The organism is Sinorhizobium fredii USDA 205 (genome assembly GCF_001461695.1).
Lineage (GTDB): Bacteria > Pseudomonadota > Alphaproteobacteria > Rhizobiales > Rhizobiaceae > Sinorhizobium > Sinorhizobium fredii.
Genome location: NZ_AUTC01000035.1, coordinates 62,634 through 88,596 on the forward strand (window position 1 = coordinate 62,634; position 25,963 = coordinate 88,596).

30 protein-coding genes and 2 pseudogenes are annotated in these 25,963 nt (G+C 60.6%); 21 read left to right on the forward strand and 11 right to left on the reverse strand.

All coding sequences use genetic code 11. From position 1 onward, the window contains the following. Window positions 1–141: 141 nt before the first annotated feature. Window positions 142–894, forward strand: a complete 753-nt coding sequence (locus N181_RS04945; protein WP_014328806.1) for a pentapeptide repeat-containing protein — start codon at window positions 142–144, stop codon at window positions 892–894. Between the two features lie 17 nt (window positions 895–911). Here N181_RS04945 and N181_RS04950 read toward each other — a convergent pair whose 3' ends face one another. The 4 genes and pseudogenes from N181_RS04950 to N181_RS04965 form a co-directional block, all read right to left on the reverse strand. Further along, the gene (locus tag N181_RS04950; RefSeq protein ID WP_037397235.1) at window positions 912–1,406 is read right to left on the reverse strand and encodes a hypothetical protein; all 495 of its coding nucleotides are present in this window, start codon (window positions 1,404–1,406) and stop codon (window positions 912–914) included. Between the two features lie 34 nt (window positions 1,407–1,440). Then, window positions 1,441–1,719: a hypothetical protein gene (locus N181_RS04955; RefSeq protein ID WP_037397205.1), complete on the reverse strand. Its 279-nt coding sequence runs from the start codon at window positions 1,717–1,719 to the stop codon at window positions 1,441–1,443. Continuing rightward, window positions 1,716–2,042: a hypothetical protein gene (locus tag N181_RS04960; protein WP_037397208.1), complete on the reverse strand. Its 327-nt coding sequence runs from the start codon at window positions 2,040–2,042 to the stop codon at window positions 1,716–1,718. The genes N181_RS04955 and N181_RS04960 overlap by 4 nt, the downstream gene beginning before the upstream one ends. 173 nt (window positions 2,043–2,215) lie before the next feature. After that, window positions 2,216–2,904: pseudogene (locus tag N181_RS04965) on the reverse strand (LexA family transcriptional regulator). A gap of 316 nt (window positions 2,905–3,220) precedes the next feature. On the opposite strand from N181_RS04965, the gene N181_RS04970 reads away from it, so the two are divergent. The 3 genes from N181_RS04970 to N181_RS31100 all read left to right on the forward strand — a co-directional run bounded on the left by N181_RS04970 (window position 3,221) and on the right by N181_RS31100 (window position 5,141). Next, window positions 3,221–3,841: a hypothetical protein gene (locus N181_RS04970; RefSeq protein WP_037397210.1), complete on the forward strand. Its 621-nt coding sequence runs from the start codon at window positions 3,221–3,223 to the stop codon at window positions 3,839–3,841. A gap of 186 nt (window positions 3,842–4,027) precedes the next feature. Next, window positions 4,028–4,519, forward strand: coding sequence for a BA14K family protein (locus tag N181_RS31095; protein ID WP_014328797.1), 492 nt, complete (start codon window positions 4,028–4,030; stop codon window positions 4,517–4,519). Between the two features lie 220 nt (window positions 4,520–4,739). Then, complete coding sequence (locus N181_RS31100; protein WP_080577609.1) at window positions 4,740–5,141, forward strand: BA14K family protein; 402 nt, start codon at window positions 4,740–4,742, stop codon at window positions 5,139–5,141. Between the two features lie 28 nt (window positions 5,142–5,169). On the opposite strand, the gene N181_RS04975 is transcribed toward N181_RS31100, so the two are convergent. The 4 genes from N181_RS04975 to N181_RS04990 form a co-directional block, all read right to left on the reverse strand. Then, on the reverse strand, window positions 5,170–5,349 hold the full coding sequence (locus N181_RS04975) for a hypothetical protein (RefSeq protein WP_014328794.1): 180 nt from the start codon (window positions 5,347–5,349) through the stop codon (window positions 5,170–5,172). A 206-nt stretch (window positions 5,350–5,555) separates the two neighbouring features. Further along, a complete protein-coding gene (locus N181_RS04980; RefSeq protein ID WP_014328792.1) occupies window positions 5,556–5,750 on the reverse strand; it encodes a hypothetical protein in 195 nt (64 codons plus the stop codon). Between the two features lie 1,143 nt (window positions 5,751–6,893). Then, window positions 6,894–7,334 carry a hypothetical protein gene (locus N181_RS04985; protein WP_014328791.1) on the reverse strand — a complete coding sequence of 147 codons (441 nt, stop codon included), beginning with the start codon at window positions 7,332–7,334 and terminating at the stop codon, window positions 6,894–6,896. A gap of 126 nt (window positions 7,335–7,460) precedes the next feature. Then, on the reverse strand, window positions 7,461–7,868 hold the full coding sequence (locus tag N181_RS04990; protein WP_060563287.1) for a hypothetical protein: 408 nt from the start codon (window positions 7,866–7,868) through the stop codon (window positions 7,461–7,463). Between the two features lie 278 nt (window positions 7,869–8,146). On the opposite strand from N181_RS04990, the gene N181_RS04995 reads away from it, so the two are divergent. Further along, window positions 8,147–8,545 (forward strand): hypothetical protein, encoded by a 399-nt coding sequence (locus tag N181_RS04995; RefSeq protein ID WP_037397240.1) that lies wholly within the window; start codon window positions 8,147–8,149, stop codon window positions 8,543–8,545. On the opposite strand, the gene N181_RS05000 is transcribed toward N181_RS04995, so the two are convergent. Then, on the reverse strand, window positions 8,546–8,950 hold the full coding sequence (locus N181_RS05000; protein ID WP_060563283.1) for a hypothetical protein: 405 nt from the start codon (window positions 8,948–8,950) through the stop codon (window positions 8,546–8,548). Window positions 8,951–9,272: 322 nt separating this feature from the next. Between N181_RS05000 and N181_RS31105 the strand changes: the two genes are divergently transcribed. Continuing rightward, window positions 9,273–9,428 (forward strand): DUF3309 family protein, encoded by a 156-nt coding sequence (locus tag N181_RS31105; protein ID WP_014328787.1) that lies wholly within the window; start codon window positions 9,273–9,275, stop codon window positions 9,426–9,428. 144 nt (window positions 9,429–9,572) lie between these two features. Here N181_RS31105 and N181_RS05005 read toward each other — a convergent pair whose 3' ends face one another. Beyond that, on the reverse strand, window positions 9,573–9,914 hold the full coding sequence (locus N181_RS05005; RefSeq protein WP_014328786.1) for a GFA family protein: 342 nt from the start codon (window positions 9,912–9,914) through the stop codon (window positions 9,573–9,575). Between the two features lie 174 nt (window positions 9,915–10,088). Between N181_RS05005 and N181_RS05010 the strand changes: the two genes are divergently transcribed. The 14 genes and pseudogenes from N181_RS05010 (at window position 10,089) to N181_RS05075 (ending at window position 23,667) form a co-directional block, all read left to right on the forward strand. Beyond that, a complete protein-coding gene (locus N181_RS05010; RefSeq protein WP_060563284.1) occupies window positions 10,089–11,519 on the forward strand; it encodes a terminase large subunit domain-containing protein in 1,431 nt (476 codons plus the stop codon). Continuing rightward, window positions 11,519–13,573 (forward strand): portal protein, encoded by a 2,055-nt coding sequence (locus N181_RS05015; protein WP_014328784.1) that lies wholly within the window; start codon window positions 11,519–11,521, stop codon window positions 13,571–13,573. Before N181_RS05010 ends, N181_RS05015 begins: the two co-directional genes overlap by 1 nt. Before the next feature lie 548 nt (window positions 13,574–14,121). Next, window positions 14,122–14,358, forward strand: a complete 237-nt coding sequence (locus tag N181_RS05025; protein ID WP_014328783.1) for a hypothetical protein — start codon at window positions 14,122–14,124, stop codon at window positions 14,356–14,358. 159 nt (window positions 14,359–14,517) lie between these two features. Beyond that, window positions 14,518–15,471, forward strand: coding sequence for a hypothetical protein (locus N181_RS05030; RefSeq protein ID WP_014328782.1), 954 nt, complete (start codon window positions 14,518–14,520; stop codon window positions 15,469–15,471). 161 nt (window positions 15,472–15,632) lie between these two features. Further along, window positions 15,633–16,628 carry a DUF5309 domain-containing protein gene (locus N181_RS05035; RefSeq protein WP_014328781.1) on the forward strand — a complete coding sequence of 332 codons (996 nt, stop codon included), beginning with the start codon at window positions 15,633–15,635 and terminating at the stop codon, window positions 16,626–16,628. Window positions 16,629–16,694: 66 nt separating this feature from the next. Continuing rightward, window positions 16,695–16,871 carry a hypothetical protein gene (locus N181_RS33955; RefSeq protein ID WP_014328780.1) on the forward strand — a complete coding sequence of 59 codons (177 nt, stop codon included), beginning with the start codon at window positions 16,695–16,697 and terminating at the stop codon, window positions 16,869–16,871. Further along, entirely contained in the window at window positions 16,868–17,191 is a 324-nt protein-coding gene (locus tag N181_RS05040; RefSeq protein WP_014328779.1) for a hypothetical protein, read from the forward strand. The genes N181_RS33955 and N181_RS05040 overlap by 4 nt, the downstream gene beginning before the upstream one ends. Next, window positions 17,188–17,784: a phage adaptor protein gene (locus N181_RS05045; RefSeq protein ID WP_014328778.1), complete on the forward strand. Its 597-nt coding sequence runs from the start codon at window positions 17,188–17,190 to the stop codon at window positions 17,782–17,784. Before N181_RS05040 ends, N181_RS05045 begins: the two co-directional genes overlap by 4 nt. Beyond that, a complete protein-coding gene (locus tag N181_RS05050) occupies window positions 17,781–18,383 on the forward strand; it encodes a hypothetical protein (protein WP_014328777.1) in 603 nt (200 codons plus the stop codon). Before N181_RS05045 ends, N181_RS05050 begins: the two co-directional genes overlap by 4 nt. Beyond that, on the forward strand, window positions 18,383–19,993 hold the full coding sequence (locus tag N181_RS05055; RefSeq protein WP_037435746.1) for a hypothetical protein: 1,611 nt from the start codon (window positions 18,383–18,385) through the stop codon (window positions 19,991–19,993). Before N181_RS05050 ends, N181_RS05055 begins: the two co-directional genes overlap by 1 nt. Beyond that, on the forward strand, window positions 19,990–20,442 hold the full coding sequence (locus tag N181_RS05060) for a GNAT family N-acetyltransferase (protein ID WP_014328775.1): 453 nt from the start codon (window positions 19,990–19,992) through the stop codon (window positions 20,440–20,442). Before N181_RS05055 ends, N181_RS05060 begins: the two co-directional genes overlap by 4 nt. 59 nt (window positions 20,443–20,501) lie before the next feature. Continuing rightward, on the forward strand, window positions 20,502–21,860 hold the full coding sequence (locus N181_RS05065) for a tail fiber domain-containing protein (protein ID WP_037435736.1): 1,359 nt from the start codon (window positions 20,502–20,504) through the stop codon (window positions 21,858–21,860). A gap of 114 nt (window positions 21,861–21,974) precedes the next feature. Next, a complete protein-coding gene (locus N181_RS05070; protein ID WP_014328773.1) occupies window positions 21,975–23,186 on the forward strand; it encodes a hypothetical protein in 1,212 nt (403 codons plus the stop codon). Between the two features lie 2 nt (window positions 23,187–23,188). Then, window positions 23,189–23,667: pseudogene (locus N181_RS05075) on the forward strand (hypothetical protein). Window positions 23,668–23,796: 129 nt separating this feature from the next. On the opposite strand, the gene N181_RS05080 reads toward N181_RS05075, so the two are convergent. Continuing rightward, window positions 23,797–24,639, reverse strand: coding sequence for a glycosyltransferase family 2 protein (locus N181_RS05080; RefSeq protein WP_037397226.1), 843 nt, complete (start codon window positions 24,637–24,639; stop codon window positions 23,797–23,799). 384 nt (window positions 24,640–25,023) lie between these two features. Between N181_RS05080 and N181_RS05085 the strand changes: the two genes are divergently transcribed. Continuing rightward, window positions 25,024–25,782, forward strand: coding sequence for a TylF/MycF/NovP-related O-methyltransferase (locus N181_RS05085; RefSeq protein ID WP_014328770.1), 759 nt, complete (start codon window positions 25,024–25,026; stop codon window positions 25,780–25,782). Window positions 25,783–25,963 lie beyond the last annotated feature (181 nt).

The window sequence follows — 25,963 nt, forward strand, 5'->3', positions numbered from 1 at the left end:
AAGCGGCAAGAGCCGCGATGGGTACTCCCAATCCGGCGGATGCTGGACGCCTTGGTCATCCTTTTCTCGGCACAGGAAGGCAACCGGCTTTCGTCGCAGCGCGTTGGATAATAAAATGACATCCCTTGGGGGCGGATTGACATGGTCTTGTGGGCAGCGGCATCGACCAAGCATGCAGGGGGGGCAAGCGGGGCCGTGAAACGGCGCGGCATCATTTTATGCCTGGTCGCGCTCGCCGCATCGGGCCTTGCCCGCAGCGCGGAGGCAGCGGATTGCAAGAGCCTACCGGGACCTGGGGCGGATTGGCAGGATTGCAACAAACGGCAACTGATGCTCGGCGGCAGCGATCTGAAAGGCGGCAATCTGGTCGATACGGATTTTGCCTCCACGGACCTGAACGGCGCTGACCTCACCGCGGCAAATCTGGAGAAGGCCACATTGGTGCGGGCCTCGCTTGCCGGCGCCAAGGCCGATAAAGCGAACTTTTCCAGAGTCGAGGGCTATCGTGGCGACTTCTCCGGCATTTCCGCCGAGGGTGCGTTGTTCGTCAGTTCCGAGTTGCAGCGCGCCGATTTCACCGGGGCGCGGCTGACGGGAGCCGATTTCGAGAAGGCCGAACTCGGCCGCGCCAATTTCGGCAAGGCCGTTGTGACCGGAACGCGCTTCTCCGTGGCCAATTTGTCGCGTGCCGATTTGAGCGGCGCAGTTTTCGAGGGCCCGATCGATTTCGACCGCGCCTTTCTGTTTCTGACGAGGATTGAGGGGCTAGACCTTTCGGCTGCAAAGGGTCTTACGCAGGATCAAGTCGATCTCGCTTGTGGCGATGCTGCAACGAAGCTTCCCGCTGGCCTTACTGCGCCTGACAAGTGGCCGTGCCCTCCGGACGATGACTGACCGACCGGAACTTTAGGCTAGTTGATGCGCTTGCTAAAGGAACTCTCGGGGAACAGGCAGAACACCGGCTTCTGCCGTAGGGCGACGGCTGATTTCGCGCTGGAGGCCAGCCATCGACGCACGGCGTCCTCGGCGCTTTCGCCGCTGACCACTTCGATCGATCGGCCCATGACATCAAGGCGGCGGCCGGAATAGCCGAGATCGTCGGGATGTCTGCCGAAGCGCGTTGGGCCGAGATCGCTGCACCATCGTTTCCTGTGCGGAAACGGTTTTGCGGGACCGGCCTCGAAGTAGGCCCAAACGTCGAAATCTTTTATGCCGTTCGTGCCGTTGAGGTAGTGGAGCGCGCTTCCCTGCGCGAGGGCCAGCAGGAGCAGACGATTGCGATAGAGGCCGGCCACTCTCGCGCGATCAAACACAGCATTGAGACTTTGCATGGCGGCCGAGGCAATCATCCTCAGATCCGCTAATGCCAATGGTTCGTAGGATCTTTCCGAGACGTCGCCGATCATGTCCGCTCCAGCCGCGACCTTGGACATGGCGCAACTATATCTCAATCTTCCTTTCATGAGGCATGGGCACGAGCCTCAGGCCGGGATGGGCAGAAAAGCAACCTTCCTTAGGGTCGTCTACGGCTTTATCGGTGCATACGGCCGTGGCCACTTCGTATCCCAATGCGGCGGCGACCTTCTTCAGCATCTGGCGCGCGCGAAACTCGTGGCGGGCGGCAGCTTCCTCCTCGGTGACATAATAGGCGGCGCTAATCGCCTCGATGAGGTTCAAGGCGGCGAGATTGACGACGGCATAGGTCTCGGCGCGCATCAGAAGGACCTCCCGAACTGCTGACGATGATTATGTGTTCCATGTGAGCTTTCGGCGTTGTCGGCCCGCGCGCCTGCAAACTCGCGCTCGCGGACTATTTCAAAGAAAGCGTCGTCGGTGATTTCCGACGCGGGTACGGCTTCGCGCTGAAAAACGTCACCGTCGGCGCCCAAATGCCATGCCAGGGAGGCGAGGCTCGAATAGGTGGAGGAGAGAAACGTCCTTAGCGCCGACTGGTTTTCGGCGTCGCTCGATCGCAGCAAATCGGCCGAGAAGAGTTCCTCCACGTGATCGTGGAGATTGGATTTTATGCGTGGGATGGACATCTGCCGTTCCTCCTTGTCTCAGCCGGCAGCGTCCGCTCCGCGGCTGTGATGTTTGTTCATCAAGAGGCAACATCGATTACAACACGAATAATGTCAACACGTTTTGTGTTGTATCACCATGAGTGAGGATTGCAAAGCGTGAAAGTTGCATGGCGCGAGAGACGCAATGATCTTCAGGCGTTGCCGGCGAGCGCGATGTAGTGGACGGAGTGCACCGTGTGGGCTTCGAAACGCAGTTCTTTCTGAGGATTGAACTGCTCAAGCACCAGTTCGGAACTGTTGTGTCGAATGAACTTCTTGACGTAAGCGAGCGGGGCGCCGCCTTCTTCCAGGCGAATCTGGGCGATCACATAGTCGCCCCTCTTCACGCGACGACTGGGGTCGACGAAACAAACTTCGCCGTCTTCGTAACGGGGAGACATCGAATCGCCGGATATCGAGACCGCATAGGCTCCGGAGATGTCCGAAAGGATCGGTGGCGCAAGGACATCGTACAACACATTGCCATTCATCAGAAATTCACCATCTACACCGCCTACGGCCTGGCCGAAGACAGGGATTTTCCTGGCCTGTCCGACCACCTTTTCGATAACGGTGGCGTTCGGTGGATCGACCGCTCGCGGTTTAGGGGTCGGGATCGGGATGCCGATCTCTGCGCCCGCTGCGTCACCCATGAGCCAAACGGGATCGACGTTAAACTTGCGCGCGTAGATCTTGGCCTCGGCAAACTCAAATTCGTTCTGGCCGTTCTCGTGGGCGCGATAAGTCGAGGCGACGATGCCAAGGGCGTTCGCCGCATCGGAGGCAAAGCGGTACCCCGCAGTAATGCGTGCCTGGCGCAATGTTCAGCTTTTTCGTTCATGACATGAAGCATAGCAACACGTGTAACATAAATCATGTTGACATTACAACATGCATGGTGTCATTCATGGGTGGAACGGTCAAGGGGAGACAATCGCCTATGAACTACCCATATCCGATCTCCATCTTTCATCGCGACCACACGACGGTGCTCGCAGCCGTGAATCGCCCTGTGCCGTGATCGGCCGCCCATCGCCGCTTTAAAGCAATTCATCACCTGCAGCGCATCCTGATGCCCGCCGGCTCCCGATTTAGAGCGCGCCGGGGACCCGGTCGCGCTTTCTTCCTCGCCCCGATAATATCGAAAGGACAAATCAATGATGAGCAAGGCTCAGAAACTCCGTGCGAAGCGCAAGGCGCAGCTCGGACGTCCGCGCAAATCGAATGCCGAGCGCTTCGCCTGCGGCAAGATCAAGCCGGACTGGTCAAAGCGCGAAAGCGAGAAGGAGGCCATGGCGGTCGCGCTGGCGGCGAGGAAGCGCATGCATGGGCTCGAAACGAGCAGCTGCTTTGCCGGCTACACGCTGGGACGCCTCTTCCTCGATGGGCGGATCACGGAAGCGCAGCGGGCAGCGGGCGATGACTATGGGAGAGTGATGGCAAGATACTATCACCTGACCGGCATCCCTTTCCCGAGCATACGCGCTCAAGCGATCGACCGGGTACAGGGGCATCCCGCCGAGACGACCGAGGAGCACCATCGTCAGATAAAGCGGGCGACAGAAAGAATGATGCGGCTCGATGGCGTGTTGCTCGGGTGCGACGAGGGGCGGCAGGTCAAAACCACGGTCTTCAACGTCTGCGTGATGGACTACGAAGGCCTGCGAATGATGCCGGAGGCACAATTGCTGTGGCTCAAGCGGGGTTTGAACGCCCTCGTCTTCGAAAAGGGCCTGTGCGATTACGGGGAGAGGGATCATTTGCTTGCGCAAGAATAGGATTATTATCCTATTTCAATGCTGGTGCGTGTGCCGGACTGAAGGCTGAACCGAACCAGTCCGGTCGAGCCAACGGTAATGAGGGAGATCAACACTTCGTGATCGCTCTCCAAGCGCTGGCACAAATGCGGAATTCAGCCATTCTCTCTTTCGAAGGGATGACAGATCCTAAGAAAGGTGATGGCAATGAAGAGGCTAGCAATCATTGCCCTGTCGCTGGCGACGGCGATGAGCAGCGTTCCGCCGCCCGCAGGGGCGTTTCCCACCATGCCGACGGTAAAATCGGAAACCGCCGATGTTCAGCGGGTTCAGTTCTCCTATGAACGGGGTGAACAATTCAAAGGGAGCGGGTGCCGATATCCCTGTTTTCGCGGGCGCGACTATCGGCGTGGGCATTATAGCAACCGGTACTATCGAAACGGATACCGCCGCCATCACTACCGACACTACGATGACGACGACGATGATATAGGCGCACTGTTCGGCGGTCTTGCGGCCGGCGCGATCATCGGCGGGCTGCTGGCGCAGCCAAGGTACAATTCGGCACCGCGATATTATGCCGGAAGTAACCCCCATGTCCGCTGGTGCTATGGGCGCTATCGGTCCTATCGGGCCTACGACAACACTTATCAGCCCTATTATGGGCCGCGTCGACTGTGCGTTTCGCCTTACCTATAAGCAAGCTATAGGCGAGTCTTCGTTATAGTGACTGCCCGCCTCGGGAACGAGGCGGTCAGCGTCGTCCGTGTCGATTTGCGTTTCGGTGTCGCCGCCATGGGCCAGCTTAACAAATTGAGGGGCGGGACGGTCGACATTCTGCTACTATCGACCAAGGCGCCCTCCGGCGCGATCCCTGAAGAGGCGCGCGTAGCGGGACTGTTGCGCGAGACAGAAGCCAGTGAGAAGAGCATTTATCATTGCCTTGGCGCTTGGGAGTGCGGTGGCCGGTGCCGCCCCGGGAGGGGCTCAAACGTGCATCGGCATTTGCGGCGGGCCCTCCAAGCATGAGCTCTTCGTCGAGCGACAATACAGGGACTTTATCCTGCCGCGCTATCCAAGCTATGGCGCGTCGCGCTATCAGGGGCAAAGGCCCGACATCGGCGTAGGGCCAGGAGCGACGGTTGGCGGGCCCTTGCCGGGAACAGTCGGGCCGCGCATTCGCCCCCGCCGCGAGATTCGCCTCGATTTGAATGCCCATCTGCGCTGGTGCCTCGAGCGCTACGGCTCGTACCGTCCGGACGACAACTCCTACCAGCCGTTCAACGGCCGCCGCCGTCAGTGCAATTCGCCTTACGACTGACACGCATGGCGAACCGGTGGGGGCCGTTTCAGCCCCGCCTCTCAAGCAATTTCATCGCGGCCTGGGCCGCAGCTTGCGCCTGCAGCTGGCTGCCAAATTGGCCTTGGGCAGGGTAGGTCACGCCGCGATAGGTGAGCGCGAAGGCCCAGCGGCCGTTCATGCGCTTTTCGACCCTGATCGTCGCAGCGGGCTTCTCGTCAGAATTCAAGGCAGGCTCCCTCGCTTCTCGCGCCGGCCGGATGGGTCGGCGCCAGTACCTTGCCCATCCGCCGACGAAACGCAAGGGCACTGCAGCGCCGCGCGTCTTTTCAGACGTAGAGGTCGCTGCAGCACTTTGAATTGCTGCATCTTCTTATCCTTGAATCGGCGACGATTTAAGGAAACATGCAGGAGGGCGAGGCAGCCGTTGAGTTGCTACTCTACCGCCCTGGCAGGACCGAAGCGCTCCATCACGAAAGACGTCTGGATGGTGGGGGCTTGCAGACGACTGGTCTTTTCGAGCTTTAGGGTGACTTCCTGGACCGGCGGCGTCCGCTGCCAGGCGGTGGAGAGAAACAGTGCAGCGCCAGCGACAAATCCGATGGCGACATAGATCCAATGGTTGCGCATGTGAACAACTCCTTCTCCCGCGAAGGCAATGCGTTGAGGGCCTTTCTGTTCCCGGCGCGGCCGGGACGCGGGTAATATGTTTTGGTTCTAAAATAATTGCGGTTCGCACCGCGTCTTGGCAGTCAGTTCAAATATGACTGTCAGCTTTCAAGCGTTGGCTGCCAACAGCATTCAAATGATAGTACGGCTCGCCGGAGCGAGCATCAGGCCAGCGTCCGCAAATCGTGCGATGCCGGGGGTATTAGATAGCGTCATGCGGTTTGAAGCATTCTTCAAAAGACCTAGGCCCAGCCCTTGTGCATCAGCCGTTTGGCGATTGAAACAGAGCCTAAAGTATTATGCAAGTAGTTTATAATATACGTTTGTATAATAAGATGCTTGGACGATTTTGCTGTTTCGGCCCGGTGAGGAACGTGGATCCCATTGGGGCGGCATTCGCGATTGCGGGGTTTACACCGGAGCACAGAATTCTGTGGCTAAATCCCAAATTGAGCGTCCCGCCGCTGAACGGGGCTTGCATGAGAAGGTCTGCTGGAGTATTCCATAAATCAAGGATAGGAATTTTGTCCTCATCTCGCTGGTGCCTTCCCAGTGATTGATGCAGGCACCCCGCCTCTAGCGAGGGGCGCACCAGACTTCCTCTCAAGTGTTATCAGATCAAGCTTACGGCGACCTGCGCGTCTTGAGACGTAGCGGCGTCGTATGCGGCCGGCGATGCGCCTTTCGCGTCGACCCGAATCCGCAGGGCGGTTCGGAAGCGTTACGACGCGAGTTCATGCATGCCTTCCAAGAGGGCAGGTGAGCTAACGGCAGCATCGCCGGCCGCGACGATTGCCAGAGTGCGGATTGCGGGCGGAGAAGCAAAGCAATGGTTGTTGAGTAGGGGTAGCCAGGATTGAGAGGCATACTCTGCTTGCCCCGGGACCTGGCTATATGAGCCCGGCGGAAGCAAGGGCTTACGCTGAAAGCTTGCTTGAGAGTGCTGTTCGGACCGAACTCTTACTTGCCGGAGGGCACTGCAGCGCCGCGCGCCTTATCAGGCGCGCAAACGTGCTGTAGCACTTTGAATTGCTGCATGTCTTTGTCCTTAAATCGAAGTCGATTTAAGGAGACATGCAGTAGGAAACCTCTCGGCGCTCGTGCTTACAGGCGTAAAGCCGGCGTTACCGGATTCGGCTTGTTCAGGACCTCGACCGCAATGATAAGCCTGCCGAACTGGGTGACGCGAACTTCGCCCCGCTTATAGGGTGGGTAGAAGAGCACGGCGACACGAGGGCTACCGCTTCTGAGCCATATCTGGAAGGAGCCGTCGCGGAATATGCAGCAGGGTTTAGGCTCGGGGGGAGCGGATTTGAAGGAAAGCAGATAGCTGTCGCCCGACACCTCACGCAGTTCTATCATATGCTCCGCAATCGGAAGCAAACAGAGGTCGTTGCCATCGCACCAACCGGTTGCGTGCTCGAAACTCTTGTCGGCCTTTTGGAGCCAGGCCTTGACGAAGTAGCGCGGTTCGCCGCTCTGGTTCGCCGCGAAGGCGGGCGCGAGTGAAGCGGCCATAAGGAAGGCAGCCAAGAGCGGACGCATGTTTTCGATCTACCTATGTCGGGTGGAAGCATCGCAGACCGCTGCTTCTCGATTGAATTTGAGGGAGCATCGACATGGTCGCTATCGAAGTGCTGCCGGTTGATCAACTGCACGGCCGTTTCGACCCTAGTACAGGTCCTCGACGACGATGATGAGCCTACCGAACTTCGTGACTCCTCGGCCACCCAATATCTCCGGTCTGTAATAAAGTGTTGCAACACGAGGGTACTCGCTCTCAAGACGCGCCTCGCGGGAGCCGTTGCGGAAGACGCAGCAGGGAGTGTCCTCCGACGAAGCGGAAATGAACCTCAGATGGTAACTGGAGCCGGACAACTCGCGTAGTTCGATCATGTCCTCCCCGATTGGAAGCAAGCAATGCTGGTCGGGACCGCACCAAATGGTCGTGTGCTCGAAGGTCTTGTCGGCCTTTTGAAGCCAGGCCTTGACGAAATATCGCGGCTTGCCGGATTGACCTGCGGCGGCGGCGGAAGCGGTCGTGGCGGCAATCAAGAGGACGGCAAGTATGCGGCGCATGTTTCCCTGCTGATGGCGAAATGGTTCGACGAAGACAGGCAATGCTGGTCTTCGGTATTCAATCTGAGTCGCGATTCTGGCGCAATTATGGGTGGCGACGCGTGCATCGGATGCACGCGTCGAAAACTCCGCATACTCAGATCCTTTCATCGTTTCGCTGACACAATGAAAGGATCTAACGTCTTGAAACTACGCAATTCCGGACGGAAAGCCGTGACACACTTTTCCTGGAATTGCTCTAATGAGGCGGAGCGATGGACAACCAAGCGGAGAGCGCGATGCTTGATAACGAAAACGCCGCACCGCAGACGGAGTTGCCGGACGATGCAGCGGCTGGATCCGTCACGCCGATGGGAGCAGCCAGGTGGCGTGGCCAGTTGGGGAGCGCGTTCCTCGACGCGGTGCGGGCGGATTTCGCGGCGCACGGCGTTGGCGTGATCGCCCGCATTCGGGCGGAAAAGCCCGAGACCTACCTGAAGCTCGTCGCCTCGCTTCTGCCCAAGGATTTGAACGCGGCTGCGGGCGGCATGGACGAGCTTTCGGACGAGCAGTTGATCGAGCGGATCCGCGCGCTGGACGCGGCGATCCGGCCGCTGCTCGATGCGGGAAAAACCCGGGCGCGCCGGCCGAGGCGACCGGCGCGCGACGGTGCCTTGCGCTTGGAAAAGGCGCCCTGATCAGCGCGCCGGCGATGTTGCGGTCGTCACAGCCGCTTCGCTGTTCGAGAAGATGATAACGGCGAACAGCAGAACACCGGCAAAGGCGATGAGCGACGAAACGGCGACAATCGGCTCCATGGCGGCGTTGCCGGAGAGCAACAGGTAGAGCGACGGGATCAAGACGGCCACACCGAAGGTGTAGACGGCGTATTGGATCGATGCCAGGCGCCTAGCCGCCTTTTGCGGATTGAGCGCATGGTAGCCGCCGAAGATTGCCATCGTTACCCAGCCGAGCAGGTTGGCATGCGCATGCGCGCCGGTGGCGGCGTGATTGCCCGAGATCGACATGTGCAGGCCGATCGAGATGCCCAAGATCAAAAAGATAATGGCTGTCTTGAAATAGAGGTTCGCAATACGTGGCATTTTGACTTCCCCCCTTTTGCCAGTGAAAGTTTAGCATGTTCTCCAGGTGCCGAGAACGAACCCATAGAAATGCCTTTGGAACTTGCAAGCTGTTCCCCTCGGTACACGCAGATCAATGCCGCCTGAGGACCGAGCCCGCCCTGCGCGCGTTCCGGCCTGCTTTAAGATCGGAACCAACAGAGACCTTTCAGCATTCGATAGGATGTGAACGCAGTTTGCAGCGTTCTTCGTCCTTCAAGACGCGAGAAAATCGCTGCGGTAACTTGAATAGCTGCATGATCTTGTCGCCGTAGCAGCGAATCGTGCAGCGGAGGATCGCGATATGCTTGGAACTGTTCTTCTCGTTATTCTGATCCTGCTCCTGATCGGAGCGGTTCCGGCCTGGCCCTATTCGGCCAGCTGGGGCTATGGCCCTTCCGGGCTTCTCGGAGTGGTGGTCGTCATACTCTTGATCCTCTTGCTGATGGGCAGGATATGACGCCTACAGCGCCGCGCGCCTTATCAGGCGCGCAAAAGGTCGCTGAAGCACTTTGAATTGCTGCATGTCGTTGTCCTAAAATCGAAGTCGATTTAAGGACAAAGACATGCAGTTAGCGGGTACCATCGAGGCGCCCGCCGGCTTTCACCAAGCTGCGCCATCGATGAGGCGGTGCGGGATATCCTCCCAGACTGAGCGGTCGAACATCCGCAGGTTCACGCCCATCTTCGCCGAACCGCGGCCGATCGGCGACCAGTGCGTGGTGCAGCCGCAGATGCCGCAATGGAAAGCCGTAAGCGTCTTGTCGCCCTGCACGTAGCCGACGAGGTGCTTGTTTTCGTCACTTACCGTGACGTCGCTCGGGGCGTAGTAGCCCCAGAGCGCGCCGAGCCGGCTACAGAGCGAGCAATTGCAATCGCCCAAGGTTTCGGGACGGACCGGTACCGCGATGCGGACCGCCCTGCAATGGCAATGGCCTTCGATCATGAGCACGTCTCCTGGTCTGCGTCCGAGCGATCCGCGCCGTAAGCGCGCCGGAAACCATTATTGAACTTATTCGATCGCAGTCCAGCGGCGACACTCCCGCCGACCCTTCTTCTGATCGTGCATCAGAAATGCTCCAAGCGCGGACTCTAACCAGAAAACGGGAAATCGCCACGGATGACACCACCGAGCACATCCGGTGCGACTGCGCCCGAGATATCGGCGATGCTGAAAGAGCAGGTCGTGCTGATGGCCGAGCTCGACCGGCGGCGGCGGACAGACATTCTGACGCGCTACCGACCCTATGCCAAGCAACGGGAATTTCATGCGGCCGGAACCAGCTATCGAGAGCGGCTGTTCATGGCCGGCAATCAACTCGGCAAGACCCTGGCCGGAGCGGCCGAAGCGGCGATGCACCTGACAGGACGTTACCCGGACTGGTGGCAGGGGAGACGCTTCGACAAGCCGATCGTCATGCTCGCCGGCTCGGAGTCCTACGAGCTGACGCGCGACGGCGTGCAGCGATTGCTCGTCGGGCCGCCGCTCAACGAGGAGGATTGGGGCACCGGCTTCATTCCGAAGGCGGCGATCCAGGCCACGACACGGCGCTCCGGCGCCTCCGGCGCGCTCGACAGCGTGACGGTGCGGCATGCCTCCGGCGGAACGTCGACGCTGCTTTTCAAGGCCTATGAGCAAGGTCGCGGCAAATGGCAGGCGAACACGGTCGACTATGTCTGGTTCGACGAGGAGCCGCCGGAAGACGTCTATTTCGAGGGGATCACCCGCACCAATGCGACACGCGGCTCGATTGCACTGACCTTCACGCCGCTCAAAGGCCTGAGCTCGGTGGTGGCGAGGTATCTCATGGAGAAATCGCCGGATCGCGAGGTCATCACCATGACGATCGAGGATGCGGAGCACTATTCGCCGGAGGAGCGTCGGAGGATCATCGACAGCTACCCCGCGCATGAGCGTGAGGCTCGCACCAAGGGCGTGCCCAGGCTTGGCTCCGGCCGGATATTTCCGGTGACGGAGGAGACAATCCGCGTCGATCCGTTCGACATACCGAAGCACTGGGTGCAGATCGGCGGACTCGACTTCGGCTGGGACCATCCTTTCGCCGCCGCCGGCTGCGCCTGGGATCGTGACGCCGACGTCTTCTACGTGACCAGGATCTATCGCGAGCGCGAAGCGACGCCGATCATCCATGCGGCGGCGCTGAAACCCTGGGGCGCCTGGCTTCCCTTTGCCTGGCCGCATGACGGCCTGCAGCACGACAAGGGAAGCGGAGAGCAGCTTGCCGCCCAGTACCGCGCCCAGGGGCTGCCACTTCTTGCGGAGCGGGCGACCTTCGACGACGGCACCAATGGCGTCGAGGCGGGGCTTTCCGACATGCTGCAGCGAATGCAGACCGGGCGCTGGAAGGTGTTTTCCCCCTGCGCGGAATGGTTCGAGGAATTCCGCCTCTATCACCGCAAGGACGGCAGGATCGTCAAGGAGCGCGACGACCTGATCTCCGCCTCGCGCTACGCGCTGATGATGAAGCGATACGCGAGAGCCAACAACGGCAATGCAAACTGGAATTTCACCGCCCGAAAGGTTCTCTGATGGCCGCAATGACCGATGAACGCCTCTGCGCCCTTGTCAGCCAACTGGTCAAGGACTGCGAAAACTATCGTGACGAACTCGCCATCGATCGCATCAAGGCGATGGAATATTACGACGGCACGATGAAGGACGTGCCGGCGGATGCCAACCGTTCCAAGGTCGTCTCCCGCGACGTGCGCGCGGCGATCAAGAAGGTGCTGCCATCGTTGATCCGCACCATCCTCGGCAACGACAAGGTGGTGGAATACGCGCCGGTCAACGAGGGCGACGAGGCAGCGGCCGAACAGGCGAGCGACTACATCAACTATGTCGTCTTTCCCGAAAGCGACGGCTACGACGCCGTGCAGGATGCGGCGCATGATGCGCTGAAGCTCCGCAACGGCGTGATCCGCTGGTGGTACGAGAAGCAGACTTCGGTCGCGGTCTCGACCCACACCGGCCTCGACGAAGCGGCGCTCATTCAACTCGTTGGCGACGACGCGGTGGAGGTGCTGGAGCAATCCCGAACGACTGAAAGGATCGAGACGCCGCAAGGGGTGGTGGAACAGCCGAGCTACAGCGTGAAGATCCGCCGCCGTCTGGAGCGGGGCACGCCGCGGCTGGCGGCCGTGCCGCTCGAGGAATTTCTGATCCACCCGGAAGCTATCTCCATCGCGGACAGCCCGATTACCGGCATTGCCACGCGGATGCGCCGCTCGGACCTCGTTGCCATGGGCTACGACCGTGATCTGATCGAAGGCTTGCCGGCCTCGACCGGCGACAGCAGGCGCGACGACGAGGAATTTGCCCGGAGACGCGACGCCTTCGAGGCGAAGGACGCCGTGCCGAAGGCGCTGGAGGAGGTGGATTACTATGAGCTCTATGTAAAGGTGGACGCCGATGATGACGGTATCGCCGAGTTGCGGCGGCTCGTCCTCGCCGGCGGCACGGGCGAGGAGCACCTGCTTTCCAACGAGGAATGGGACGAGGTGCCGTTTGCCGACCTGATCATCGAGCGGCGGCCGCACCAGCGCGAGGGCGGCTCGGTTACCGACGACATGGCGGAGATCCAGCGGGTCAAGACCGTGCTGATGCGCCAGACGCTCGACAATCTCTACTGGCAGAACAACCAGCAGCCGATCGTCCAGGAAGGGGCGATCGCCAACCCGGAAGCCGTCCTCAACCCGAAATTCGGCCAGCCGATCCGCGTCAGCCAGGGCATCGATGCGCGGGCGGCGCTCGGCTACACGATGGTGCCCTTCGTGGCGAAAGAATCCTTCGCGATGCTCTCTTATCTCGACCAGGAGGCGACCGACCGCACCGGCATTTCCGACGCTTCGAGCGGACTGGCGCCGGATGCGCTGACCAACATGACGGCACGGGCGACGGCGCTGATCGAGCAGGCGGGGATCGGCCAGACGGAACTGATGGTGCGCACCTTTGCGCAAGGCTTAAGGCGCGTGTTCAAGGGGCTGTTGCGCCTCGTCATCAAGCACCAGGACCGGCCGCGCGCCGTGCGGCTGCGTGGCCTATGGGTAACCTTCGATCCGCGCCATTGGAACGCCGAGATGGACGCGACGGTGAATACCGGCCTCGGCGCCGGCACCCGCGAGCGCGACATGATGATGATGCAGATGATTCAGCAGCTGCAGGAAAAGCTGCTGATGACGCTGGGGCCGGATAATCCCTATGTCTCGCCCGACAACCTCTATAACGGCATCGCCAAATCGGTCGAGGCGGCGGGGCTGAAATCGCCCGACCTCTACTTCACCAAGCCGACGCCGGAGGAGATCCAGCGCCGCATGCAGGCGAGTGCCAGCCAACCGAACGCCGAGATGCAGAAGCTTGAGATGCGGGCGCAGGCTGACGCCGAGAAGGCGCGGCTTGTCGCGGAAAACGACCGGCGCAGGCTGGAGATCGAGCGCGAGCTGAAGCTTGCAGAGATACAGCAGAAGGGCGCGTTGAGGCGCTACCAGATCGACGCCGAATTGGATCTGAAACGACAACAGAGCATGGCGGAGGCGGTAAGCGGCGAGTCGGTAACGGCGGTCCATATAGGAGGGCTATCAGGATGAGAACTTGGGGGGTTGAAACCTGCCACGCCTCAGAATATGGCTAGCGCATGAAAACCGTTCGCTACCTCTGCTTGTTCCTTGCTATGCTTCCGCTCGTCCTTTCGTCTTGCAGCGAATCGGCCGCGCCAGCGGTGCCCGCACGCGCATCGGTCAAGGTCCAAGCACCGGCAACCAAGACGGCCGCCAAGCCAGGCCCACGACAATGCTCGACACCGGCCCAGGTCTGCTCCTATGGCACCGGTCCCGCCGGCGAGCCATGCTCCTGTTGGGCAACCGACGGCACGCCGGATGTAGGCATCACGAAGATAGGAACGAAGCTTTCCCTCGAGCGGGACTAGAAGCGGCCCGGAGGCGGCTGGTCATCTTCGGTGCGTACCCACTCATCTTCGGCAATCGACGACGCTTCTATCCGGCTCGCATCCCCGCGCAGCGGGGGTGGCTGCACGACCCCCCTCCCGACAGCCGGCAAAAACTCAAGGCAATAAACAATCCTGCCGTGTGCCCCGCTCGGTTGGTCGGTCGGGCTGCTCGCAAGAAAGAGCGCTGAGATGAAGCCAGAGGAAAAACAGGCGGCGGCGCGGGCGCTTCTCGACAATCCGCTGTTCGAGCGATTGATGCAGGAGTTGGAGGCGGCGGCCATCAACGGCTGTATCAATGCGAAATTCACGGACCACGAAGCGCGGGCCGCCTTCGCGGCCGAAGCGCGGGCGGTCCGCAACTTCTGCGCAAAGCTGAAGTTCCTGGCGGAGCAGGCCAAGGCCGAAGGCACGAACGTGCCTGTGTGAAGCGCGCGTAGATCGAGCGCGGCAGGCCCGCCGCCCTCAAGCGCCTTATGCCAAATTGATTCATAAATAGGTGCAGCATTTTGAAAAGTCGCGAATTTCTCGCTGCGGGAAAGCGCGAAAGCGGCACCTCCGCGCTGAATTCTCTCAAGAGGTCTTTCCATGACGCACGATAGTGCCAACCCGCCTTCCGGCGGGAGCAAAACCATTGTCGGCTCGCATGAGCCTGCAAGCTTCGACAAGCTCGACTTCCGGGAGCCGCACGAGGCCAAACTGCCAGATGAGGAGCAGGACGGCCTGGACCGCGAGACCATAGAGGACGTTCACGAGCCGGATGATCCTGCCGGCGAAGGCGATGAACCAATCCTTGCTGACGAGGAGGAGGCAAACGATGAAGTCGAGAACACGATCGTCACGCTGGAGGGCGGGGAAGAGGTTTCGTTCGAGGAACTGAAGCTCGGCTACATGCGGGACCGGGACTACCGGCATAAGACACAGGATCTCGCCAACCGCGAGCGGATGCTCGAAAGCATGAGCAGCCGGGTCGCGGTTGCGGCCAATGCCGTTGCGGAACTGATCTCTGCCCAGATTCCCCCGAATCCGTCGGAGGAGCTGAGGCTTCACGATCCGGAGACCTATCAGCGACAGTGGGCGCTACACCAGGCGGGGCTAGCGCAGCTTGCGCGGGTAATGGCGCTGGGCGAAGGACCGGCTGCCGTTGCGGCCGAGCTTCAGACCGCGGCGAGTGAAAAGAGGCTGGAGGCAGAGAACGCCAAGCTCCTCGAGGCCTTTCCGCAGACCGGGCAGGATGAAGGGCGGCAAGCCTTCTTCGCAGACGCTTTCGAGGCGGCGAGAGAACTCGGCTTTTCCGACGAGGAGATTCGCGAGGTCGTCGACCACCGGCTCTTCAAGCTTGCCCATTATGCCAGGCTCGGGCTTCTTGCGGAGCGAACGAGGGCAAAGGCCTTGCAGAAGGTGGCCGTGGCACCGGCTGCGGCGCCGCGGATGAAGGCGAAGAACCAAGCACAACGTCAGCAACGTGAAAGTCGCGAGGCAATGCGGCGGCTCGTGAGAAGCGGGTCGATCCGCGACGCGATGGCGGTCGATTTCGAATAGCGACCGGAAGACCTGGGCGGACAGCGCCCCCCTTGCGTGGCGGAGGGTAGACGGCTGCGAGAACGGCTACCCAAGGCAAAGGCAACCCATCAGAATCATCGGCATCCGCGCCTCCTCGGCCGAGCGGCCGGTGCGTCTCATCATCATAGAAGGATCAGGAAGTGGCAGTTCTAACCAATACATTCCAGACGACGCAGGCCGTCGGCAATCGCGAGGAGCTTTCCGACGTGGTGTCGCGCATCACGCCGGAAGACACACCGATCTATTCGCTGATCGAAAAGGGCAAGTGCACCACCTATCACCCCGAATGGGAGACGGACGAGCTCGCCGCGCCCGGCGCCAACATCCGCGAGGAGGGCGAGGAATATGCCTTCGGCGCCATCACCCCGCCGAAGCGGCTCGGCAACTATACCCAGATCATGCGTAAGGACTGGATCATTTCCGCCACCCAGGAGGTGACGGCGGAGGCCGGCAACGTGCAGAAGCGCAAGTACCAGAAACTGAAGAAGGGCGTCGAAATTCGGAAGGACGTGGAGTTCGCGATCGTCGACACGAACGCAACGGTCGCCGGCAGTACGCGTGAATTCGGATCGCTCAGCACCTGGATCGCCAGCAACGCTTCCAGGGGCGCCGGCGGCGCCAATGGCGGCTTCAACATCGGTACGGGTCTGACCGTGGCGCCGACCGACGGCACGCAGCGTCCCTTCACCAAGGCGATCCTCGATTCCGTGATGCAGCAGGGCTACCAGAACGGCGCCAACTTCCGTCACGTCTCTGTCTCTCCCTATGTCAAATCCGTCTTCGTCACCTTCATGTCCGACAGCAACGTCGCGCCGTTCCGCTATGCGGTGTCGCAGGGCGGCGAGCGCAACACCATCGTCGCGACGGCGGACTATTACGAAGGCCCTTTCGGCACGGTGATGATCCACCCGAACCGGGTGCAGGCCGTGAATGGCGGAGTCGCCCGCAACGCCTTCTTCATCGACACCGACATGCTCTCCTTCCTGTGGCTGCGCCAGATCCAGGAGGACCGCGACGTCGCCAAGACCGGCGATGCTGACAAGGGCGTCATCATCGGCGAGGGCACGCTGAAGGTACACAACGAGAGGGGCCTTGGCGTTGCCGCCGATCTCTTCGGGCTGAGCTCCGCCAGCTAGCCCCGAGTTCCAAGTTCGGCTCAAGCGCACCGACTGCGCGTCGGTCCCTGTCTTCGGGAGAAATGAATGGCAGACACAAAGACGACCACGGTACCCGTCAGGCTTCTCTATGATACCTGGGCGATCGACGAGGAACGGATTCCAGCCGGCACCGTACTCGATTTGCCGGTCAAGGCGGCAAAGATCCTGATCGCACAGGGCAAGGCCGAACGCAACGATCCTCTTCCAGGTGACGAAGGATGATCGTGCGCGACGGCAACTGGAAGCTCTTCGATCATGATTTTCTGACCGGCCGCTCCGTCTGGGTGATGGAGGACGGCAACAGGACCCATTGGCGGACGGACTATCCGGTCGAGAACCTCGTCCGCCAGAACGAATTCAGCCGCAACACCACCGCCGGCAATGCCTTCGGCGAATGGACCAAGGTCGCCTCGATTCCGCTCAACCTCGCCCATTCCGAAAACCTGGTTCGGGCGCATTCCGAAGGTGACGACCGCTATGTGAAGCGGTGGCTCAACGACGGCGACAACCGCGCATGGCGCAGCTTCGAGGGACATCTATGATCATATCCGACTATGCGTCGCTCCTGGTCGACGCCGGCGACTATTCCGGCCGCGACGACGTCGCCCATCTCTTCCCGCGTTTTCTTGCGCTCGCGGAGCTCAAGCTCAATCGTGTGATGCGGACTGCCGACATGGAGAAGACGGCGACGGTGCCGCTGGCGGAGGGCGAGGGCAGCCTGCCGGCGGATTTCGTCGAGGCGCGGCAGGTACTATCCCCTGACAGCCGGGCGCTCCGGGCGCTGCCGCTGCAGGAACTGAGCAGCCACGTGATCTCCGACTGTCCGCCGATTGGTTATGCAATCGTCGGCAGCGCCATTCAGGTGCGGCCGAAGGGCGGCGGGGACATCCGCCTGACCTACTACGCGAAAATTCCGGCGCTGACACCCGCGGCGCCAAGCAACTGGCTGATCGAAAAGGCGCCGGACGTCTATCTCTACGCGCTCGTCGAGGAGATCGCCATCTGGGAACGCGATGCCGACAAGGCCGGCGCTGCCGAGGCACTGAAGCGCCAGGCGATGGCCGGGCTCGGGCTTGCCGACGAGCGCCTGCGCTGGGGCAACGCCGAAATCGTCATCGGAGGGCTCACGCCATGACGCTGCTGACCGTGATCAACAAAGTCTCGGACATCGTCTCGCTCGACCGCTTCGACAGCGTCTACGGGACGAATGATCCGAATGCGCAAACAATGGTGGCACTCGCCGAGGAAGCGGGCGCGGAGATCGCCCGACGCGCCGACTGGAAGCGGATGCTGAAGACGCATGCTGTCTCCGCTTCGCCGGAAATCCTGCCCGCCGACTACCAGCGGCTGGCACCCGGCGGGGGGGTGCGGGCCGCCGCCGGCGGCTTCTTCCGGCCGGTCAGCAACGGGGCGCAATGGGCGGTGATCGTCGGCGTCGGCTCGGCGGAGCCCTATTGCCACCTCAGCGGCAGGGAGATGCTCTTCTCGCCGGCTGGTTCCTCCGCAGACGCGACGATCGACTACGTCTCGAAAAATTGGGTGCTCGGCGATCCTTACGAGGAACGCGACGCGTTTCGCGCCGACGACGATACGACGCTCTTTCCCGAGCGGTTGCTGAAGAAGGGGCTGATCTGGCGCTGGAAGCGCCAGAAGGGCCTTTCCTTCGAGGACAACCTCGCCGAGTTCGAGGCGGATCTCCTGCAGGAGATCAATGCGGACAGGGGGATCTCATGATGAGAGTTCGCCCTGGCCGCCTGCCGCAAACCAACCGCGGATCGGTGAGCATCGGCCGATCGCAGGCCTCGCAATCTGTGACCTTCCCGGCGCCGAAAGGGGGACTGGTGACCAGCACCGACATGGCCTCGCAGGCACCGGGCTCCGCCACCGTGCTTACGAACTTCCTGCCGACGCTTGCCGGATGCAAGATACGCGGCGGCTCACGCAAGGTCGGGCTCGCAGCCGATGGGGGCGCCATCCGCAGCGCCTTCAGGTACAAGTTCGGCAGCAACGAAAAGCTGTTCATGGCGACGGCTACCGCGATCTACAACATGACAGCCCCCACAGTCCCGCCGGCGACGACGGCCGCGGCAGTGAGCGGGCTTGCCGGCGGCGACTGGTGCGCCTTCCAGCACACCACCGCCGGCGGCTCCTTTCTCGTCTGTCTCAATGGCGCCGACACGCGCCGCATCTATGACGGCACCGTCTGGACAACGACGCCGACGATCACCTTTTCCGACAGTACGACGATGGCGGAGCTCAACTACGGCTGGCTGTTCAAGAACCGCGAGTTCTTCCTGAAGAACGCGACGCTCGACGCTTACTACCTGCCGGTGAACGCGATCGGCGGCGCGGCTGCCGTGTTCCCGCTCGGCGGCGTGATGAAGAAGGGCGGCTCGCTCATCACCGGCTTTTCCTGGTCGCTGGAAAGCGGCGACGGCCTTTCTGATCTCTGCGTCTTCGTCTCGACGGAGGGCGAAATTGCGGTCTATGCCGGTTCCGACCCTTCGAGCGCCAACGATTTCGCGCTGAAGGGCGTCTACCAGATCGGCAAGCCGCTTGGAAAGAATGCCTGGATCCGCGTCGGCGGCGACGTGCTGATCGCGACCTCGGACGGGCTGACGCCGATGTCGCAGGTGTTTCAGCGTGACCGGCAGGCGCTGAGCCAGGTTTCGGTCTCGCGGCCGATCGAGGACGACTGGAGGCAGGCGGCGAACGCCACCGGCGCCGGCTGGACAATCAAACCCTGGGCCGAGCAGAACCTGGTTTTCGTCGCCTTTCCGGACAACAGCGTCGTCAGCGACACGACTTTCGTGTTGAATGTCTTGAGCGGGCGTTGGGCGACAATCAGCAACTGGCGGGCCAACTGCTTCGAGACGCTGCAAGGCGGGCTCTTCTTCGGCTCCCGCAATGGCTATTGCTGGCAGGGCGACACCGGCGGCACCGACGACGGGCTGACTTTTGTCGCCAGCTATCTCTCGCAGTTCACGCCGGCCGGTCAATTCGGCCAGCGCACGGCGGCGACGATGGCGCATATGTATTTCCGCGCCAAGACCCGGCCCAAGGTGCAGCTCTTCGCCCGCGCCGATTTCGACCGGACCACGCCACCCTTCGACCGGGTGACGGAAGGCGACACGGCGTCGCCGGAATGGGACGTGGGCCTTTGGGAGGTGGCGCGCTGGGACGGCGTGTCGCAAGCGCTGCGCTACGACTTTCGCCAGAACGTGCGCGCCAGCGGCGACATGCTGGCGGTCGGCTGTGTGATCACCTCCGGCGGCGCGGTGAAGCTCGACATCGAGGTCGATCTTGCGACGCTGCAGGTCGCAGCCGGGGAGGCGAGTGCTTGAACATCATCTGGGGCGGGGCGGGCGACCCCGCGACCAACCATGCGATCGCCGGATTCGTCGCCGCCCATATCGACGGCTGCGAAAGGGGCTTTGCCGACTTCACCACGCTGGGCGTGACGGAGGAGGGAAGGCTCGTCGCCGGCGTCGTCTACCACAATTATTCGCCTGAAGCGGGCGTCGTCGAGCTTTCGGCCGCCGCCACCAGCAAAGGCTGGCTGACGCGGCCGGTGCTGAAGGCCATGTTCGGCTATCCCTTCGACGAGATCGGCTGCCAGATGGCGGTGCTGCGCGTCTCGGAGGAGAATGCTGGCATGGTCTCGATCGCCCGGCGCTTCGGTTTCACGAGCTACCGCATCCCCCGCCTTCGCGGGCGGGATGAGGCGGAGATCATCTTCACTCTGACAGACAACGACTGGCGGGCGCATCCCGTCAATCGATTCCAATCGTAGCGCGGCATGCGAGCGGAAAACCGCGCACACTTTTCCTCATCCCGCTCAAAAGGTGTTCTATGGGAAAATCAAAAGCGCCCGCTCCTCCGGATCCGAAGGCGACGGCAGCGGCACAGACCGCGACCAACATTGGCACGGCGGTTGCCAACGGATACATGGGCAATGTGAACCAGGTGACGCCGGACGGCAGCCTCACCTACAGCTATACGACGCAGAAATGGACGGACCCCTTGAGCGGGAATGTCTACGACCTTCCCGTCGCGACGGCGAAACAGGAGCTTTCCGATGCGCAGAAGGCCATCAAGCTTCAGGCCGACGCTGCCGAAAAAAACCTTGCTACGCTAGCGAACACGCAATCGAGCCGGCTGAACGATCTGCTCGGCAAGCCGATGGACATTTCGAAGGCCCCGGCCGCCGGCGACCCTTTGAAGCTGACACTGCCGCAATACCAACAATTTTCCAGCGGACCCGAGCTCGCAACGTCCGTCGGCAATGCCGGCAACATTGCGCGCAGCTACGAGACGGACTTCGACACGTCGAAATACGAGAATGCGCTGATGGCGCGGCTCAACCCGCAGTTCGAGCGCGACCGGGCGGCGCTGGAAACGCGGCTTGCCAACCAGGGCCTGCAGCCGGGATCGGAGGCCTATAACCGGGCGATCGACGAGGCGAACCGGACGTCCAACGACGCCCGCATCGCTGCCGTGCTGAACGCCGGGCAGGAGCAGACGCGTCTCGCCAATCTCGCCAACCAGAAGGCGAGCTTCGAGAATGCGGCGCAGGCGCAGGGCTACGCCCAGGCTCTGCAGAACGCCGACTTCGGCAACAGCGCCAAGCAGCAGATGCACCAGAACGGCCAGTCGGCGACGGCCGCCAACAATGCGCTGCAAGACCAGAGCTTCAACGCACGACAGGCGCAGATCAATGCCGAGAATACCGCGCGCGCGAACCATCTCAACGAGCAATATGCGTTGCGCAACCAGCCGATCAACGAGATCTCGGCGCTGCTTTCCGGCGCGCAGGTGACGAACCCCAACTTCGTGCCGACGCAGGGGCAGTCGATCCAGCCGGTCGACTATGCCGGGCTGGTGCAGCAGAACTATCAAAACCAAATGTCCGCCTATAACGCCCGGCAGCAGGGAGGCGGCAATCTGCTCGGGAATGTCCTTGGGATGTTCGAGAAGATCCCGCTATCCGATCGCCGCGCCAAGAAGAACATCGAGAAGGTCGGCAGGCTCAAGGGGCACAATCTCTACGAGTTCAACTACAGGGGCGAGCAGGGCCGCGGGCCGAAGCATATCGGCGTGATGGCGCAGGAGGTGGAGAAGACCCGCCCCGACGCGGTGAGCCGCGGGCCGGACGGCTTGCGCCGAGTGGACTACGGCCGGCTTTTTGCGGCCGGGAAGGGGCGGTCCTGACGTAACATTTCATCTCGCTGCAATCCAAAGATGCACGTGTGGAGGTGGCAGGCGCCAGTCCGCCCCAAGCTACATTCCAATTGTTTCGCGGCCTCCCATCGGGAGGCTTTTTTCATGGAGGCTGTCTTGCCAAGAACAGGCGGAGTCTATTCCCCACCGGCGGGCACCAAGGGGGTGCCGAACACGACGATCCAGAGCGTGCCCTATAACGCGCTCATTGACGACCTGACGGCCGACGCCAATGCGGCACGACCGATCACTGCGGGCGGAACGGGCGCCACAAGCGCCAGCGCGGCCCGCACAGCACTCGGCGCCCAGGGAGCAAGCGCGGCGCTGACTTCGATTGCCGGCCTTGCGACGGGTGCGGACAGGATGATCTACACGACCGCGGCGGACGCCTATGCGACGACGACGTTGACGCCGTTTGCGCGGACGCTGCTGGATGACGCAACGGCCGGCGCCGCGCTTACGACGCTCGGCGTTTCCGCTTTTGCGCAGACCATGCTCGACGATGCGGATGCCGCGACGGCGCGTGCGACGCTTGGTGCCAACAACGCCGCGAACCTTACGACCGGCACGATACCCTCAGGCCGGCTTGGCGGCGCCTACGTCGATTTCACTCAGATCGCCGTAACCACGGATGGTGAGGCCGTCAAACTCATCGGCTCGGCGACGGGCGATCCTTATGTCGGATTCTGGAAAGCCAACGACCGCAAGGGCTATATCCAGCACCGGGACGGCACGGCGAACGGCGATGGCATCCGCGTCTCGAACGACGATACGGGTGACTACCTGTATCTGTCGAACGTGAACAGTGTTGACGCGTTGAAATTCTATGACAACTCAGTGGCAGCGCACAATACGATCTGGCACTCGGGCAACCTCGCAGCTCCCGACATCAACACGCTCTACGGCTATACGCCTGCAAGCAATGCGGTCCAGGTGATAGCCGGGAATGGCCTGGCCGGTGGCGGTGCTATTTCCGCAAACCGCACCCTGACATTGGGAACACCCTCGGACATTACGAACGCGACCACGAATTCAGTTAGCGGGACGACCCATACGCATGCGTTGGGGTTCGTGGCGGCGGAGGTTTACACTGGAACATCATCCACTAACACCAGCTTCCCAATAGGGACAGTCCTGGCGATGGCGCAGAATGGCTCCAACCCCGCGCGACAAGCTGCAGTGATCCCCTGTTTGTACAGCACCAACGCTTACGTTCAGAGCGGCTATTCCGGGGCCGGTTCAGCGCTTTCAGGAACTTGGCGTGTGCGAGGGATCGTCACTTCGTCAGATTGGCTTATCATCCAAAGGACCGCATAAGTATGATTAGCTCCACCCAAGGCAGAATGGCGCTCAATGAAGTCCGTGCGATCAGTGCGACCGGAGAGCCGGAAGTTTACGAGCTCTCGATCAACCTGACTGATATAAGCGGTCAAACCTACGATTGCGACTATCTATCGAGACCCGATGATACGTTCGGCCTTAATCCTACCATTCGCAAGTGGCTCGCCGACAATCCGAAATTCCTAATCCAGCCGTACACGCAGCCGACAGGAGAACGCCCTCGCTTTCAGCACGACAATTGCGTCTGGGGCTTGTCAATGCGGGGATTTCTCCGGTCCAGGTAATGGCTGCGATTGATACCATGCCGGTCGGCCCCGAAAGGGACCGCGTCCAGATCGAATGGGAATACGCCACCTCGTTCAACCGGTTGCAGTCATTGATTGCAGTCATCGGAGGGGCGCTCGGCTTAACCGAGATGCAAATTGACGCAGTGTGGACCGCCGCGCTCGATCTTTAACGCTTTCGCAGCTCGCTACTAGCAAATACTGCGTAGGTCTAGCCGCGACTTGTCTTTGTTGTCGCTCCCTGGCTGTGGGCAATAGTGCTCAGCCGTGGAAGACGAACTCGCCATCAGTCCATGCATAGTTCAAAAAAGCCAGAAAAGCTTGTAACGCGTCTTCCTCCGTGCATCATTCCAGCACATTTTGAAGAACTTTAACCTTGTTAGAAATCTCACCGGAGGAAGTTTTCTTGCTAGCTTATAGCATCCAAATGTATACCTTAGCCGTTGATCAAGCTTGTTACGGAAACTCTTTGCTCCATAACGTTGCTCCGAACCAGAGCCCTCAGTAAAGTCGTATGTTGGTCCTTGCACGTACGCGACCGAGTCACGAACGACAAACTCTGCCACGACATAGGATGCGAGACACCAGGGATTGCCGAGTTCGAACCAGCGTGTCATCAATATGTCTTTGGCGCTGGCCCTAAACAGGCCGTAAATCCATTCTGCCGGGAACGTTAGGTTTCTTGGCACACGCCCTGAAACGTACGATTGGGTGAAGTCAAGGGTGGCTTTATTGGGAGATTTTATTCTGCTTCCGTTCGGCCCGACCACCTTTGTAGAGCATGCCGCAAGTAATTTGGTGGGGTCCCGGTCAAGGGCCTCGACCAAGCACGCCAAAAAATCTGGAGAAGAATGGTCATCGCATGCGCGCAGGCAGAAATATTCGCCACGCGTTGCGCCGAGTTGGAAAGCGCGAGCGAAGTTCTCCGGTGCACTGACATGCTGTTCGTTTCTCACAATGGAGAAGCGACGATCCGATCTACAAAACTGCTCAGCGACGGCTAGTGTGTCGTCTGTCGATTTATTGTCGACAACAATCGCTTCGAAATCTCGAAACGTCTGATCGGCGATGCACTGTAGACTGCTGAAGAGAGTCCTTTCACCGTTGTAAACAGGAAAGACGACCACGACCTTCGATTTGGCCATTAATTTGTCTCGGAATTGGATTCTTGCTGCTCATATCGAATGTTGCCACGGCCCGCAACCGGGCACATCCAAGGGCAACAGGACAGCGACGTTGGCAGTGCATGTTGCGAGTCGCCCAGCATATCTCGGCTTCGTAATGGTTCTCGCTGAGTGGTTAGACGCGGAGGCGCGATTGCTGTTTGCCACTGATTGACGTTGACTTGGTATCTTCCTCCTACCCCTAGCGAGGACGGATTTCGAGTTCATTGGCAAACGGCTCACGATTGCGGCTAAACTAACGGCGCAAACCGGCCCCACTCGGAGTTGGAACGCTGGCCGCCTCATCTTAGGCCGTCCGCGACCTATGGCCCTTGCGCAGGCGTGGATATAGTGGCGGAGTGTGAAATGGGTATCCGCGAAGTCAAGAAGCGCCTTCGGTTCCTTGCAGAAGGCGAGGACTCTCTACCCGGTTACAAGGCCGACGGCTTCAGGGTCATAAACAAGAACACGGATTTTCTGAACGAGCCGCGATTTGCCGCTGCTTGGCGCTTCGCTGAGGCGGGTAACAGAGCGGCGTGGCAGAAGCGCAAGCGTGTCCCTGACATTCGTTGGCGGGCTCACACGTGCTGCTTTGCCGCACTTCGAGCGCTCAAACTTCAAGGCGATTTCGTCGAATTCGGCGTGAACGCCGGCCTGCTTTCGATGACCGTTTGTGAGTATCTTAATTTTTGCGTGCTCGACCGGAAATTCTGGCTCTTCGACACCTTCGCAGGCATTCCCGAAGGCGAGATGACTGTTAACGAGGCAATGCTGGCAAAGCAGCGTAACTCGGGCATCTATTTCGATGTTCATGAGATCGCAAAGCGAAACTTCTCCAAGTTCGAGAATGCAATTTTGGTAAAGGGACTTCTGCCGGCAACCCTGGATGGCGTACCGATCGAAAAGATTGCCTATCTCTCAATCGACCTCAATGTCGCGAAATACGAGCAAGAATGCATAGAGAGGGTCTGGGATAGGGTCGTCACCGGGGCGACTATCGTGCTTGACGACTACGCCTTTAGAGGGTGCGAGCAGCAGAATGCGATGTGGAATGAGTTTGCTGCTGCCCATGGGCAATCAATATTGACCATACCGACCGGTCAAGGACTATTGGTGAAGCAGTAAAGGAACGTTCTGTCGTCGTTCATCATTTGCCTTCTAGAATCGTCTAGCGTAGCGAGGAGAATGCAAATGGCAGCGTTATCGTTTAAACTCTTGTTGGCGGCCGCAACAGTAGCTACCTCGATTGCCGCGCCAACAGGCGGCTTTTCTCAAGACTTCGACATCTATATCGGCCGCACAGGTC

Excerpts from the sequence above, each read along its gene's own strand:
- N181_RS04945 (WP_014328806.1), top strand. The coding sequence starts at position 142 with ATGGTCTTGTGGGCAGCGGCATCGACCAAGCATGCAGGGGGGGCAAGC.
- N181_RS04950 (WP_037397235.1), bottom strand. The coding sequence starts at position 1,406 with ATGATCGGCGACGTCTCGGAAAGATCCTACGAACCATTGGCATTAGCG.
- N181_RS04960 (WP_037397208.1), bottom strand. The coding sequence starts at position 2,042 with ATGTCCATCCCACGCATAAAATCCAATCTCCACGATCACGTGGAGGAA.
- N181_RS04970 (WP_037397210.1), top strand. The coding sequence starts at position 3,221 with ATGATGAGCAAGGCTCAGAAACTCCGTGCGAAGCGCAAGGCGCAGCTC.
- N181_RS31095 (WP_014328797.1), top strand. The coding sequence starts at position 4,028 with ATGAAGAGGCTAGCAATCATTGCCCTGTCGCTGGCGACGGCGATGAGC.
- N181_RS04980 (WP_014328792.1), bottom strand. The coding sequence starts at position 5,750 with ATGCGCAACCATTGGATCTATGTCGCCATCGGATTTGTCGCTGGCGCT.
- N181_RS04985 (WP_014328791.1), bottom strand. The coding sequence starts at position 7,334 with ATGCGTCCGCTCTTGGCTGCCTTCCTTATGGCCGCTTCACTCGCGCCC.
- N181_RS04990 (WP_060563287.1), bottom strand. The coding sequence starts at position 7,868 with ATGCGCCGCATACTTGCCGTCCTCTTGATTGCCGCCACGACCGCTTCC.
- N181_RS04995 (WP_037397240.1), top strand. The coding sequence starts at position 8,147 with ATGCTTGATAACGAAAACGCCGCACCGCAGACGGAGTTGCCGGACGAT.
- N181_RS05000 (WP_060563283.1), bottom strand. The coding sequence starts at position 8,950 with ATGCCACGTATTGCGAACCTCTATTTCAAGACAGCCATTATCTTTTTG.
- N181_RS31105 (WP_014328787.1), top strand. The coding sequence starts at position 9,273 with ATGCTTGGAACTGTTCTTCTCGTTATTCTGATCCTGCTCCTGATCGGA.
- N181_RS05005 (WP_014328786.1), bottom strand. The coding sequence starts at position 9,914 with ATGATCGAAGGCCATTGCCATTGCAGGGCGGTCCGCATCGCGGTACCG.
- N181_RS05010 (WP_060563284.1), top strand. The coding sequence starts at position 10,089 with ATGACACCACCGAGCACATCCGGTGCGACTGCGCCCGAGATATCGGCG.
- N181_RS05015 (WP_014328784.1), top strand. The coding sequence starts at position 11,519 with ATGGCCGCAATGACCGATGAACGCCTCTGCGCCCTTGTCAGCCAACTG.
- N181_RS05025 (WP_014328783.1), top strand. The coding sequence starts at position 14,122 with ATGAAGCCAGAGGAAAAACAGGCGGCGGCGCGGGCGCTTCTCGACAAT.
- N181_RS05030 (WP_014328782.1), top strand. The coding sequence starts at position 14,518 with ATGACGCACGATAGTGCCAACCCGCCTTCCGGCGGGAGCAAAACCATT.
- N181_RS33955 (WP_014328780.1), top strand. The coding sequence starts at position 16,695 with ATGGCAGACACAAAGACGACCACGGTACCCGTCAGGCTTCTCTATGAT.
- N181_RS05040 (WP_014328779.1), top strand. The coding sequence starts at position 16,868 with ATGATCGTGCGCGACGGCAACTGGAAGCTCTTCGATCATGATTTTCTG.
- N181_RS05045 (WP_014328778.1), top strand. The coding sequence starts at position 17,188 with ATGATCATATCCGACTATGCGTCGCTCCTGGTCGACGCCGGCGACTAT.
- N181_RS05050 (WP_014328777.1), top strand. The coding sequence starts at position 17,781 with ATGACGCTGCTGACCGTGATCAACAAAGTCTCGGACATCGTCTCGCTC.
- N181_RS05055 (WP_037435746.1), top strand. The coding sequence starts at position 18,383 with ATGAGAGTTCGCCCTGGCCGCCTGCCGCAAACCAACCGCGGATCGGTG.
- N181_RS05065 (WP_037435736.1), top strand. The coding sequence starts at position 20,502 with ATGGGAAAATCAAAAGCGCCCGCTCCTCCGGATCCGAAGGCGACGGCA.
- N181_RS05070 (WP_014328773.1), top strand. The coding sequence starts at position 21,975 with ATGGAGGCTGTCTTGCCAAGAACAGGCGGAGTCTATTCCCCACCGGCG.
- N181_RS05080 (WP_037397226.1), bottom strand. The coding sequence starts at position 24,639 with ATGGCCAAATCGAAGGTCGTGGTCGTCTTTCCTGTTTACAACGGTGAA.
- N181_RS05085 (WP_014328770.1), top strand. The coding sequence starts at position 25,024 with ATGGGTATCCGCGAAGTCAAGAAGCGCCTTCGGTTCCTTGCAGAAGGC.